We start from the raw sequence: 12729 nt of genomic DNA, 5'->3' as shown, positions 1-12729 counted from the left end.
CACCGTTTCGCCCTGCGCTAGCCACCATCGCTGGTAACGATTAGCCTCAACGCGGTCAAGCCTGGTCGAGGGAGTGTTGCATGGATGGGTTCGCCGGCAAGGTCGCCGTGGTCACGGGCGCGGGCTCGGGCATCGGCCAGGCGCTGGCGGTCGAGCTCGGTCGCGCCGGCGCCAAGGTCGCGATCAGCGACGTGGACACCGCAGGGCTGGCGCAGACCGCAGACCAACTGGCGGCGATCGGCGCGCCGGTCAAATCCGACCAGCTCGACGTGACCGAGCGCAGCGCCTTCCTCGCCTACGCCGACGCGGTCAACGAGCACTTCGGCGCGGTCAACCAGATCTACAACAACGCCGGCATCACGTTCATCGGTTCTATCGAGGACAGCCGTTTCAAGGACATCGAACGCGTCATCGACGTCGACTACTGGGGCGTGGTCAACGGCACCAAGGCGTTCCTCCCGCACCTGATCGCCTCCGGGGACGGACACGTCATCAACATCTCGAGCGCGCTCGGCCTGTTTTCCGCGCCCGGCCAGGCGGCGTACGTCTCGGCCAAGTTCGCCGTCCGCGGGTTCACCGAGGCGCTGCACCAGGAGATGGCGCGCGCCGGTCACCCGGTGCGGGTGACGACCGTGCATCCGGGCGGCATCAAAACCGCGTTCGCCCGCAACGCCACCGGCGTCGAGGGGCTCGACCACGCCGAGCTGGCCAGCCTGTTCGAGGAGCAGCAGGCCAAGACCACGCCGCAGCGGGCTGCTCAGCTCATCCTCGAAGGGGTGCGCAAGAACAAGGCCCGGGTGCTGGTGGGGCCGGACGTCAAGGCGATGGACCTCGTCGTGCGGCTGACGGGTTCGCGGCCGGAGCTGCTGCTGGGCGGGCCGGTGATGAGCCGGCTTCAGCAGGTCGTGCACCGGCTGCTGCCCAAGCGCTGATTTGTTCAGCGGCCCAGCGGGTGCTCGGCTAACCAGCCCGCCGCCACCGCCTGCGGGTCGGCGCCGGCACCCACCTGCCGGCGCATGTCAACCAGGGCCGCGGTGTCGAGCACGCCGGCCACCTCGTTGATCGCCAGCACTTGCCGTTCGCTGAGCGCGTTGCGCCGATACAGCGGCACTACGTTCTCGGCCCGGATCAGCGTGGGCTTGGTGTCGGCCAGCGCGACCAGGTCGGCGGGGACGCCGGGGTCGGCGGTGGTCGTCCATGCCGCGGTCAGCCGTCCGGACGCGACCGCCGCGAACATCGTTGCGCCATCCGGGAATTCACGCGGATCCGGAAGGCGGCAGGGGCCGATGGCCGACGGCGCCCGGTGGCCGGCGACGGTCCCGAGGACGAGATCGGCGCAGTGCCGCGGCAGCGTGCTCAAATCCGCGCTGACGTCGCTGCCGCCCCATGCCTTGGCGGTGGCCCGGCTCACCAGCAGCACGGGTTTGTCCTCGGCGGCGGTCGTGTAGTCGCCCGCCACGATGCCCTCGGGTAGGGCGGCGATCATCGCTCGGTAGACGTCTTTGTCGGACATCGCCGTGGCGCTTGGCTGCAGGCGTTGCAACACCCGGCCGGTGAAGGCGGGAACGACGGTGATTGCGCCCGAATCCAATTCGGCCTTCGGGTCGGTGGTCGGCTGGAACCGCGCGCCGAATCCGTAGGACCGCAAGGCGGCCACGTAGATGCCGGCCAGCAGCGCCGACTCGGCATCAGACCGGGACCCGATCACGACCTCCGCGCGGGCGCGAGGATCGCCGCCGGTGTCGGTCGCGCAACCGGAAACGGCGAGTATGGCGGCGAGCAGCGGTGCCGCCAGCCTGCCGATTTTCACCCCCCGGAGACGGAAGTGTCGGCGGCGATCGCCACGGCCGCGGCAACCGCCTCCCCGACGCGCAGGTCCAGCGGGCTGGGGACGATCCGGTCGGGGGCAAGGTCGTCGCTGACGACGGAGAAGATCGCCTCGGCCGCGGCGACCATCATCTTCTCGGTGATCCGGCGGGCACCCGCCTCCAGCGCGCCGCGGAACACCCCGGGGAATGCCAGCACGTTGTTGATCTGGTTCGGGAAGTCGCTGCGGCCGGTGGCCACCACCGAGGCGTACTTGGCCGCGATCTGGGGGTGGATCTCCGGATCGGGGTTGGACAGTGCGAACACGATCCCGTTGGGTGCCATCGTGGCGATCATCTCTTCGGGGACCACGCCGCCCGACAGGCCGAGGAACACGTCCGCGCCGCGGAGGGCTTCCGCCGCGCTGCCGGTCAGGCCGTCGGGATTGGTGCGCCGCGCCAGGGCCGCCTTGACGTCGTTCATGTCGTCCCGAGCGGTGTGCAGGATTCCGCGCGAGTCGAGGACGGTGATGTCCGAAACACCCATCACCATAAGGAGATTGGTGCACGCGACACCGGCGGCGCCGGCCCCGGACACCACCACCTTCAGCGAGTTCATGTCCCGGCCGAGCAGCTTGCTGGCGCCCATGAGCGCGGCCAGCACCACGATGGCCGTGCCGTGCTGGTCGTCGTGCATCACCGGGCAGTCCAGCGCCTCGATGGCCCGGCGTTCGATCTCGAAGCAGCGCGGCGCGGAGATGTCCTCGAGGTTGACGGCGCCGAACGTCGGGCGCAGGCGCACCAGGGTTTCGACGATCTCGTCGGGATCCTTGGTGTCGAGCACGATCGGGATGGCGTTCAGCCCGCCGTACGCCTGAAACAGGGCGCACTTGCCCTCCATGACGGGCAACGACGCCGCGGGCCCGATGTCACCCAGGCCGAGCACCGCGCTGCCGTCGCTGACCACCGCCACCAGCCGGTTCGCCCAGGTGTAGCGGGCCGCTTGAGCGTGGTCGGCGGCGATCGCACGGCTGACCTGCGCCACGCCGGGGGTATAGGCGATCGACAGCGCGCGCTGGGTGTCCAGCGGGGACGTCAGGCTGACCGAAAGCTTGCCGCCTACGTGTGCGTCGAAGATCTCGGCGTCGGTGATGGCGCCATCCTCGGCCTGCGTCTGTATCGATTCAAGCAATTCGGACACGGGGTTCAGGGTACTGACTACCCGTTAGTAGCCCTAATTGGTGAGCTGGGTCATACCCGGCCTCGCGCCCAGGCTCAGATCAGCTTGAGCTCGGTGACCGCGGTGCGCTCCTCGACCAACTCGGCGGTGGTCTTGTCGATGCGCCCCTGGGAGAACTCGTCGATCTCCAGGCCCTGCACGATCGACCAGTTGCCGTCCTTGGTGGTCACCGGGAACGACGACACGATGCCCTCGGGCACGCCGTAGGAGCCGTCGGAGTAGACGGCCATCGACACCCAGTCACCCTCCGGGCTGCCGAGCAGCCAGGAGCGGGCGGCATCGACGGTGGCCGAGGCGGCCGACGCGGCCGAGGACGCGCCGCGGGCGTCGATGATGGCCGCTCCGCGCTTGGCGACGGTCGGGATGAAGTCGTTCTCGATCCAGGCCTGGTCGTTGACCACCTCGGCGGCGTTCTTGCCGCCGATCTCGGCGTGGAAGATGTCGGGGTACTGGGTCGCGGAGTGGTTGCCCCAGATCGTCATCTTCTTGATGTCGGTGACCTTGGCGCCGGTCTTTTGGGCCAGCTGCGAGATAGCCCGGTTGTGGTCCAGCCGGGTGAGCGCCGAGAACCGCTCCTTGGGGATGTCGGGGGCGTTGCTCAGCGCGATCAGCGCGTTGGTGTTCGCCGGGTTGCCGGTCACGCCGATGCGGACGTCGTCGGCGGCAACCTCGTTGAGCGCCTTGCCCTGGGCGGTGAAGATCGCTCCGTTGGCCTCCAGCAGGTCGCTGCGCTCCATGCCCGGGCCGCGCGGCCGCGCCCCGACCAGCAGGGCCAGGTTGACGCCGTCGAAGATCTTGTTCGCGTCCGCGCCGATCTCGACGCCGGACAGCAGCGGGAAGGCGCAGTCGTCGAGCTCCATCACGACACCCTCGAGCGCCTTGAGCGCGGGCTCGATCTCCAGGAGACGCAGCTCGATCGGGCGGTCGGGGCCCAGCAGCGATCCACTGGCCAGGCGAAACAACAGGCTGTAGCCGATCTGGCCGGCGGCACCGGTGACGGCGACCTTGAGAGGACTTGCGCTCACGTCGATGTACTCCTTGTGGAGAAGGTCGTGCGGATTTGAGGTTTCGGCTCGAAACTAGCGCACCCTTTTTCGATCGCATTCTCCGGTCCGCTACCAGGGCTGATCGTCAGGCTTTGAACAGCCGGGACGCGTAGCATGGAGCACCGCCTGGTCGGTACCTGCGCTGCTAGGGAGGTGGATGTGTTCCAAGGATTCGACGCACTGCCCGAAGCGCTTCGGCCCCTCGCGCAGGAACCCGAACCGCAGCCGAGCGCGCGATCGGCCAAGGAGACGCTCGTCGACTGCGCCGTCTACGCCGACGGCCACCGGCTGCCCGGCAAGATCGGTTACGCCGCCTCCCTGGACAAGGTGCGCGAGATCGAAGCGCAGGGGCACGAAGGCTTCGTCTGGGTGGGCCTGCGCGAACCCAGCCAGGCCCAGATGCAGGAGGTGGCCGACGTTTTCGGCCTGCATCCGCTGGCCGTGGAAGACGCGGTGTGCGCCCATCAGCGGCCCAAGGTGGAGCGGTACGACGACACCCTGTTCCTCGTCCTCAAGACCGTCAATTACGTCCGGCACGAATCGGTGGTGCTGGCCCGCGAGATCGTCGAGACCGGCGAGATCATGGTCTTCGTCGGCCGCGACTTCGTGGTCACGGTCCGCCACGGTGAACACGGCGGACTGTCCGAGGTGCGCAAGCGGATGGACGGCGACCCCGAGCAGATGCGGCTGGGCCCCTTCGCGGTGATGCACGCGATCGCCGACCACGTGGTGGACCACTACCTCGAGGTGAGCAGTTTGATGTTGTCCGACATCGACAGCATCGAGGGTTTGGCCTTTGCGCCGGGCAGCAAGATCGACGTCGAGCCGATCTATCTGCTCAAACGCGAGGTCGTCGAGCTCCGCCGGTGCGTCAACCCGTTGTCGGCCGCGTTCCACCGGATCCAGGTGGAGAACAAGGACGTGATCTCCAAGGAGTTGCGGCGCTATCTGCGCGACGTCGCCGACCACCACTCCGAGGCCGCCGACCAGATCGCCAGCTACGACGACACCCTCAACTCGTTGATCCAGGCCGCGTTGGCTCGCGTCGGGATGCAGCAGAACAACGACATGCGCAAGATGGCGGCCTGGGCCGGCATCCTGGCGGTGCCCACCATGGTCGCCGCCATCTACGGGATGAACTTCCGTTTCATGCCCGAGCTGACTTGGACGTGGGGCTACCCCGGGGTGATGGCGGTGATGGTCGTCGTCTGCCTGGTCCTGTATTTCCAGTTCCGCAACCGCAACTGGCTCTGACGGTTCGCCGACCAGACACAAAAGCACCTAGTTCTTGGGCGTGTTGGGTGCTTTTGCGTCTGGTGGTCGTATCCACAGTCGCAGAGCTGTCTACATCTCGTGGGCGCCTGACTACTTCGATGGCGCGCTTTGTCGCATGTTTACAGCTGTGGACATCGAACGCGTGCTCTTCGACGGTGGCGGGCTGGCGACGACCGCCCAGCTTTTGACTGTGGTGTCTCGCACACGCTTGGCCGGACTTATCAAGTCCGGCAAGCTTATTCGGGTATGTCACGGCGTCTATTCCGGCCATGAGCCCGATACAGCTGGCATGCTGTCCGCGCTTGACCTGGCGGTTGGGCAGCCGGTCGTGGCCTGTCTGGGTACCGCCGCCGGGCTGTACGGCTTCGACACCGAAAGCACCTATCGGCTCCATGTCCTCGATCCGGGTGTAAGGATGCGTCCGTCGCCGGGGGTCATGGTGCATCAGCGAATCGGTGCGCCGCTGCGACACGTCAACGGTCGCCTTGCGACGGCACCCGCATGGACGGCAATCGAAATAGCGCGAGCGCTACGGCCGTCGCGCGCTTTGGCGACGCTTGATGCCGCCCTGCACACAGGCGCTTGCACCGCAGTGGAATTGACCGCGGCATGCCGCGAGCAGCGGGGCCGTCGTGGGATCGTGAAGGTTCGCAAGTTAGTCGACTACGCCGACGGCCGCGCCGAATCGCCCATGGAAAGTGAAGCGCGGCTCCTTTTCATCGACAGCGGATTGCCCGCGCCAGAGCTGCAATACAACATCCTGGACCGCCACGGCAAACTATGGCGCGCCGACTTTGCCTGGCCAGACGCCATGGTCGTCGTCGAATACGACAGCGTGGAATGGCACGTAGGTCGCGACGCCCTATTGCACGATCGACTGAAAACGGCGCGACTACAGGAGTGCGGCTGGACATGTATTCCGATGACAGTTGACGACATCCGACGAGATCCGGTCGGCCTGATTGCGCGGATCAACAGTCATCTGACGACGCCCCGCATGGCGGGCTGAGCCCACGCAAACCCTCGCGAGCAGACACAAAAACACCCAACTATTCGGCGTGTCGGGTGCTTTTGCGTCTGCTCGGCAAGAATCAGTTGGGTTGTGCGGCGGGGCGATTCGTGTTCAGCACATCGACGCCGTCGTTATCCCACGCTTGCCGCATCGCCTCGGCGCCTTTCAACCGCACCCACGCCGCCTCGGTCGCGGTGATGGGGGTCGCCGACAGGAAGCGCACCGGGTCGCGGGGCGGTTCCAGCGGCAGATCCGCGATCTCGCTGCGGCCCAGCAACACCGCGGTGAACGGCACCTTCCGCGACGGCGACGCCCATAGCGGCGAGCCGAGGTCGATCAGCGCATCGGCACTCAGCACGGCGCCCTCGACGGCGGGAGTTGCCGCCAGTATCGCGATGCTGCGGGCGATGCCGGTGATCGGGCCGGGATCGCGCAACTGCAGGACGATTTCGGCCCGCGGGCCGCGCACCGGGTCGGCGATATCGAGGGTCGGTTCGGTCATGGGGTGGCGCGAGCAGCCCAGCGAGACGTAGTGCACCAGCCCGCTTGTCTCGCGGAATCGCAGCACTTGGATGGTTTCGGTGCCCAGGAATGTCACGCTCGCCGAATCGGGTTCGAGGTTGCCGAAGTGGGCGCGTACATGCGCACGGACCTGGTCCAACGGCTGCGTCACCGCGCGTCCGACGGCGCGATGGTCAGGTTGGCCCCGGAGTCGACGTCGAAGACCACGAGCCGTGTCGTGTCGAACGCCAACTCGATCGACTGCCCGATGACCGCCTTGGATTCGGCGGGAACCCGTGCCACGAACTGGTTTTCGTGCGCGTCTCCCTCGGCGGCAAGATCGTCCAGTTGCGCCGAGTGCGCGGCCCATGCCGCGGTGGAGAAGTACACGTACTTGTCGGCGCCCAGCGATTCGACCAGGTCGACCTTCACCTCGAAGGTCAACGCCCTGATGCGCTGGTAACCGTCGATCAACGCGGCGTCGGACAGATGCTCGGGCCGCACGCCCACGATGACGTTGCCCGGCGTGGGGTGCTGGGCGATCACCTCTTGGACGTCCGGTGTGAGCATCACCTCCCCGAAGGGCAGCGTCAGCCCGATCGGCGTCAACGTGGCGGGGAAGAAATTCATCGCCGGCGAGCCGATGAAGCCCGCGACGAACAGGTTGGCCGGGTGCTCGTAAAGCTCATCGGGGGTGCCGATTTGCTGTGCGACGCCCGAATGCATCACCACCACCCGGTCGCCCAGCGTCATGGCCTCGGTCTGATCGTGGGTGACGTAAACGGTCGTCGTGCCCAGCCGCTTTTGCAGCCTGGCGATCTCGCCACGCATCTGGACGCGCAGTTTGGCATCCAGGTTGGACAAGGGCTCGTCCATCAGAAACGCCTTGGGATGGCGCACGATCGCGCGGCCCATCGCCACCCGCTGCCGCTGTCCCCCGGACAGCTGGGAGGGCTTGCGGTCCAGAAAGTCGGTCAGGTCAAGGGTTTTGGCGGTCTCGGCGACCTTTTGCGCGATCTCGGGCTTCGGCATCTTCGCCAGCGTCAACGGGAACGCGATGTTTTGCCGCACCGTCATGTGCGGGTACAGCGCATAGGACTGGAACACCATCGCGATGTCGCGGTCTTTGGGCGCCTTCTCGTTCACCCGTTCGCCGCCGATGCGCAGCTCACCCGAGGAGATATCTTCAAGGCCGGCAATCATGTTCAGCGTCGTGGTCTTACCGCAGCCCGACGGGCCGACCAGGATCAAAAATTCGCCGTCGGCGATGGTGATGTTCAGGTCCTGCACCGCCACGGCGCCGTCGGGATAACTCTTGCTGACATGGTCCAGCACAATCTCGGCCATCGCGTCATCCCTTCACGGCGCCGGAGGTCAACCCGGCGACGATTCGTCGTTGGAAGATTAGAACAAAAGCGATGATGGGAACGGTGATCACCACGGCGCCGGCCGCGATCGATCCGGTCGGCTCCTCGAACTGTGAACTGCCACTGAAGTTCACGATCGCCACCGGCGCGGTGATCGCCGCCTTGGTAGCGGTCAGGGTCAGCGCCAGCAGCAGATCGTTCCAGGCGAAGATGAACACCAGGATCGCGGCGGTCACCACGCCCGGCGCCGCCAGGGGGACGATCACCTTGCGGAACGCCTGCGCCGGGGAAGCGCCATCCATTTTTGCCGCCTTCTCCAAATCCCAGGGGATCTCGCGGAAAAACGCCGACAACGTGTAGATCGCGAGCGGCAGCGCGAAGGTGATGTAGGGCAGGATCAGGCCCGGCCAGGTGTCGAACAGGCCGACGAAGCGTTCGATGTTGAACAACGGTGTGACCAACGAGATCGCGGGAAACATCGTGATCAGCAGGGTGGCGCCGACCAGCGCCCGCTTGCCCGGAAAATTCAGGCGCGCGATCGCGTAGCCGGCCATCGCCCCGAGGGTCACCGCGATCGCGGTGGTGATCAACCCGATCCCGACGGAGTTGATCAGCGCCGAGCTGAAGATGTCGCCGCGAAAGATGCCGCGATAGTTGTCCAGGGATACCGACGACGGAATCAGCTTGCCGTCCTTGACCGTTGACGTCGGCTTCAGCGAGAGGCTGAAGATCCACAACACCGGCAGCAGCGCGTACACCACGACCACCGTGTCGATGACGGCCCAGATCGCGGTGCGCCGCGCGTCCTGCCGGTCAGCGGCCATCGACGTCACCACCGGGCGTCGCCGCGCCGAAGACCTTGATGAACAGTAGGGCGATAAGGCCCACGCACACGAAGATCAGCACGCTGATCGCCGAGCCGAGCCCGACGTTGAACCCCTTGAACAGGTTGTCGTAGCCCAGGATCGACACCGAATCGGTGTTGTTGGCGCCGTTGGTCAAGACGTAGATGTTGTCGAAGATGCGGAACGCGTCCAGGGTTCGGAACAGCAGGGCGACCACCACGGCCGGCTTGATGATCGGCAGGATGACGCCGGTCAGCCGGCGCCAGGGGCCGGCGCCGTCGACCTGGGCGGCCTTCAGCAGCTCCTCTGGCACCAGTGCCAGCCCGGCCAACAGCAGCAGCGACATGAACGGCGTCGTCTTCCAGACCTCGGCGACCACGACGATCGCCAGCGACGGGATCTGCGAAGTCAGCGGAGCGCTGCCATGCGGCAGCAGGTTGGCCAGGTAGCCCGTCCCGGGCGTCCATGCGTAGTACCAGCTGTACGACGCGACCACGGTGACGATGCCGTACGGGATCAGGATCGCGGTGCGTACCAAGCCTTTTCCGACGAGGGTGCGGTGCATCACCAGCGCCAGTGTCAGGCCCAGGACGAATTCGAGGGACACCGACACGACGGTGATGCCCAGCGTGACCGCCAGCGCGGTCCACCAATACCGATCGGTCAGGATCGTCACGTAATTGCCCAGGCCGATGAACGCGGTGTCGTCGGGGACGGCAAGGTTGTTGCGCTGCAGGCTCAACCACACGGCGTAACCGATCGGATAGGCCGTCACCGTCAGCATCAGAAGCGCCGCCGGGGCGACGAGCAACAAGGCCAAGCGCTGTTCGGAGAGCCGGCTTCGGGTCCGCAAACGCGGTGCGACGGAAGACGGCCGGGCGCGCGTTGCGGGGGCGGTGGCTGTCACGGCAACAGCCCCTTCCCGTCGATCGCCTTCTGCACCTCGGTGCTGAGTTCGTCGGCGGTCCGCTCCGGGTCGATCTCGGTGATCGGGCTCAGCGTCGCGGCCAATCGGATGGCCACCGCCTGGTAGACCGGCGTGGCCGGGCGCACCGCGGCGTCGGTGAGTTGCCGGCGGATGATCGTGTACATCGGGTACTTGGCCTGGAACTGCGGATCGGAATACAGCGACGTGCGCACCGGGGGTAGGCCGCCTGCGATCGACACGTACTTCTGATGTTGCAGGCTGCGCAGGCAGCGGATGGCCTCGAACGCCTCGGCGCGGTGGCGGGTGGTGCTGGCCACCGCCAGGTTCGCCCCGCCGATGGTCACCTTGGCCGGATGGCCCGGCGCCACACCGGGATACGGCGCGAAGCCGAAGACTTTCTGGCTGGCCTGATAGGCGATGCGGAATTGCTCGTCGCTGGGCACGAACGTCCCGACGTCGTTGATGCTGCCGGCCAGCCGCGGATCGTGGTTGAGCGGCAGAACGGGCACACCGCCTTTCACCGCGTTCTCCAGCATGGATGCCAGCGCATACGGCCAGTTGACCGCGAGTGCGGCCCTGCCCTGTTCGACCGCCAACCGCGCGGTGCCCTCGTCGGTGCGGGTGATCGACGGATCGGCCCCGGGCGCGGTCGCCACGGATTTGAGGGTCCGCAGCGCATCGACGGTGGCGGCCCGGTGCGCCGGCGTGTCGGTCAACGTGACGCGGCGGCCGTCCTCCGAGAGCACCTGGCCGCCCCCACTGGCCAGCAGCGTGTTGAACCAGACCACCAGGCCTTCGCCCTCATTGGCCTGCACGGCGATCCAGCTGGGCTGCCCCGCGGCGTGCAATCTGGTGGCCTCGCGCACCATCCCATCCCAGGTTCGCGGCGGCTGACGCACCAAATCGGGCCGATACCAAAGCAATTGGGTGTTCGTTGTGATGGGGGCCGCGAACAACTTGCCTTCCCAGCGCGCCGTCGACAGCGGGCCCGGCAGGACGTCGGCGGTCGCGTCGGGTTCGGCGCGCCCCGCGGGATCGTCGGACAGCGGTAGCGCCCAGCCCGCCTCGGCGAACTCGGCCGTCCACACCACATCGAGCGACATCACGTCCAGCGTGCGGTCGCGACCGGTCAGCCGCCGCGCCAGCTGCAAACGCTGCTCGCCGGGGGCTCTGGGCAGACTGATCTGTTGAATGGCGAAGCGGCCATCGAACTGCTTCGTGCAATCCTGAGCGACCGCGGTGAACGTCGCGCCGTCGGCGGCCGTGGTGTAGAAGCTGATTACCAGCCCGCGGGTTCCCGAAGCGCACGCGGGTGCCGCCGCGGCGATGGTGAGCGTCGCCAGCGCGATCGCGCCTGCCCGGCGTACGCGCCCACGACGACTCACCACCGATCACACCTCTCGCGGGCGCCTCAGATCGCCAAGCGCGCCAACAGGTCCCGCGCCTTCTCTGCGTTTTGCGGGTCACACAGCACGTCGTAACGGCCGGCCACCAACTGCATGGTCGAACTGAAATCCCTTGTGCCACGGGCCATTGAGTACGGAACGGCCGAAGTGATCAGCCCAAAGAAGACACCCGCGACCAGGCCCGTGATCAGCGCACCCCAGGGATTGGGACTGAAGAAACCCAGCACCAAGCCGATGAACAGGCCCAGCCACGCCCCGCTCAGCACGCCTCCACCGAGCACCTTGGGCCACGTCAACCGGCCGGTGACCCGCTCCACCTGCATCAGGTCGACCCCGACGATCGTCACCTGCTGGACCGGGAACTGCTGCTCGGACAGATAGTCGACGGCGCGCTGCGCCTCGGCGTAGGTGGGATAGGACCCGACCGGCCAGCCCCTGGGCGGTGTCGGCAGTCCGGGCGCGCCTCGTCCACGCCCCGTCGCGTTTCCTGGTGTCGCGCCGGGAACCTGCCCAGGCTGGTAAGGATTAGTCATCGCCGTTCATTGTCCTCCGCCTTGGGGATGGTTTCATCTCAGGCCCTCCCCAGCCTAACCACCGGCCTTCCTCCACCTGCGAAAACACGGCGCACGGGGTGGCGGGAACCCTCCCGGGCGCCCGTGGCGCGCTGACGTTTCGCACCCACGGCCACCGGCGGCGCATGGGTTAGGTTGAACACCATGACAGCTCCCGGCGGCGGCTTCGGCGAGGGTGGCCACGACGACAACACCGACTCGCCCCCCACCGGCGGCGAAGCCTCCGAGCCCGCCCCCTGGGAGTCCCCCGCCGCCGATTCGGCGCCCCCGGCGTACCCGCCGCCGGGTCCCACCGACCACCCGGCCGGGTACCCGCCGTCGTACCCCCCGCCACCGGGGTACGAACAAGCGCCCGGCTACGGCGGACCGCCATACCCGATGGCGCCGCCGCCCTACGGGGCGCACGGATATCCGGGCTATTACCCGCCGCCGGACTACCAGGGTGGCTATCCCACTCAAACCGCTGTGCCCGGCACCAACGCGCTGGCGATCGCCTCGCTCATCGCGTCGTTCACCGGCCTGTTGTGCTGCATCGGCTCAATCGTGGCCATTGTGCTGGGCGCGATCGCCCTGGATCAGATCAAGCGGACCCGGCAGGAGGGTTTCGGTCTCGCGGTCGCCGGCATCGTCATCGGGATCGCCACGCTGGTGGTGACTTTGGTGATCGTGCTCTTCGCGCTCCGCACGCATTAACGGCCTGACCGCCCCCGGCCGGTCTGCCATCGGGCCGGC

General features: G+C 67.2%; 13 protein-coding genes. 4 read left to right on the top strand and 9 right to left on the bottom strand.

Going from position 1 to position 12729, the window contains the following annotated elements; genetic code table 11:
• Nucleotides 1-80: 80 nt before the first annotated feature.
• Nucleotides 81-932, top strand: a complete 852-nt coding sequence (locus tag W7S_RS06310; RefSeq protein WP_014711080.1) for an SDR family oxidoreductase — start codon at nucleotides 81-83, stop codon at nucleotides 930-932.
• Between the two features lie 5 nt (nucleotides 933-937).
• Here the strand turns inward: W7S_RS06310 and W7S_RS06305 are convergent, their stop codons facing one another.
• The 3 genes from W7S_RS06305 to W7S_RS06295 form a co-directional block, all read right to left on the bottom strand.
• A complete protein-coding gene (locus tag W7S_RS06305) occupies nucleotides 938-1810 on the bottom strand; it encodes a glycine betaine ABC transporter substrate-binding protein (protein WP_014711079.1) in 873 nt (290 codons plus the stop codon).
• Nucleotides 1807-3006, bottom strand: coding sequence for an NADP-dependent malic enzyme (locus W7S_RS06300; protein ID WP_014711078.1), 1200 nt, complete (start codon nucleotides 3004-3006; stop codon nucleotides 1807-1809). Before W7S_RS06300 ends, W7S_RS06305 begins: the two co-directional genes overlap by 4 nt.
• Before the next feature lie 74 nt (nucleotides 3007-3080).
• Nucleotides 3081-4070 carry a malate dehydrogenase gene (locus tag W7S_RS06295; RefSeq protein ID WP_014711077.1) on the bottom strand — a complete coding sequence of 330 codons (990 nt, stop codon included), beginning with the start codon at nucleotides 4068-4070 and terminating at the stop codon, nucleotides 3081-3083.
• Between the two features lie 180 nt (nucleotides 4071-4250).
• On the opposite strand from W7S_RS06295, the gene corA reads away from it, so the two are divergent.
• Nucleotides 4251-5345: a magnesium/cobalt transporter CorA gene (corA, locus tag W7S_RS06290; RefSeq protein ID WP_014711076.1), complete on the top strand. Its 1095-nt coding sequence runs from the start codon at nucleotides 4251-4253 to the stop codon at nucleotides 5343-5345.
• A gap of 136 nt (nucleotides 5346-5481) precedes the next feature.
• The gene (locus W7S_RS06285) at nucleotides 5482-6375 is read left to right on the top strand and encodes a type IV toxin-antitoxin system AbiEi family antitoxin domain-containing protein (RefSeq protein ID WP_014711075.1); all 894 of its coding nucleotides are present in this window, start codon (nucleotides 5482-5484) and stop codon (nucleotides 6373-6375) included.
• 82 nt (nucleotides 6376-6457) lie between these two features.
• Here W7S_RS06285 and W7S_RS06280 read toward each other — a convergent pair whose 3' ends face one another.
• Genes W7S_RS06280 through W7S_RS06255 form a run of 6 tightly spaced genes read right to left on the bottom strand, consistent with a single transcriptional unit; the run spans nucleotide 6458 to nucleotide 11958 of the window.
• Nucleotides 6458-7051: a suppressor of fused domain protein gene (locus tag W7S_RS06280; protein WP_014711074.1), complete on the bottom strand. Its 594-nt coding sequence runs from the start codon at nucleotides 7049-7051 to the stop codon at nucleotides 6458-6460.
• Entirely contained in the window at nucleotides 7048-8226 is a 1179-nt protein-coding gene (locus W7S_RS06275; protein WP_014711073.1) for an ABC transporter ATP-binding protein, read from the bottom strand. The genes W7S_RS06280 and W7S_RS06275 overlap by 4 nt, the downstream gene beginning before the upstream one ends.
• Before the next feature lie 4 nt (nucleotides 8227-8230).
• Nucleotides 8231-9070, bottom strand: coding sequence for a carbohydrate ABC transporter permease (locus W7S_RS06270; RefSeq protein ID WP_014711072.1), 840 nt, complete (start codon nucleotides 9068-9070; stop codon nucleotides 8231-8233).
• Nucleotides 9060-9944: a carbohydrate ABC transporter permease gene (locus W7S_RS06265; protein WP_041298172.1), complete on the bottom strand. Its 885-nt coding sequence runs from the start codon at nucleotides 9942-9944 to the stop codon at nucleotides 9060-9062. Before W7S_RS06265 ends, W7S_RS06270 begins: the two co-directional genes overlap by 11 nt.
• A gap of 50 nt (nucleotides 9945-9994) precedes the next feature.
• On the bottom strand, nucleotides 9995-11407 hold the full coding sequence (locus W7S_RS06260) for an extracellular solute-binding protein (protein ID WP_014711070.1): 1413 nt from the start codon (nucleotides 11405-11407) through the stop codon (nucleotides 9995-9997).
• 23 nt (nucleotides 11408-11430) lie between these two features.
• Nucleotides 11431-11958, bottom strand: a complete 528-nt coding sequence (locus W7S_RS06255; protein ID WP_008254647.1) for a general stress protein — start codon at nucleotides 11956-11958, stop codon at nucleotides 11431-11433.
• 183 nt (nucleotides 11959-12141) lie between these two features.
• Between W7S_RS06255 and W7S_RS06250 the strand changes: the two genes are divergently transcribed.
• Nucleotides 12142-12690: a DUF4190 domain-containing protein gene (locus W7S_RS06250; RefSeq protein WP_014711069.1), complete on the top strand. Its 549-nt coding sequence runs from the start codon at nucleotides 12142-12144 to the stop codon at nucleotides 12688-12690.
• The last annotated feature ends 39 nt before the right edge of the window (nucleotides 12691-12729 follow it).

It is taken from the genome of Mycobacterium sp. MOTT36Y, from assembly GCF_000262165.1.
GTDB classification, from domain to species: domain Bacteria; phylum Actinomycetota; class Actinomycetes; order Mycobacteriales; family Mycobacteriaceae; genus Mycobacterium; species Mycobacterium intracellulare.
The sequence above is the reverse complement of the archived record's forward strand: the minus strand, read 5'-3'. Positions and strand labels throughout refer to the sequence as shown.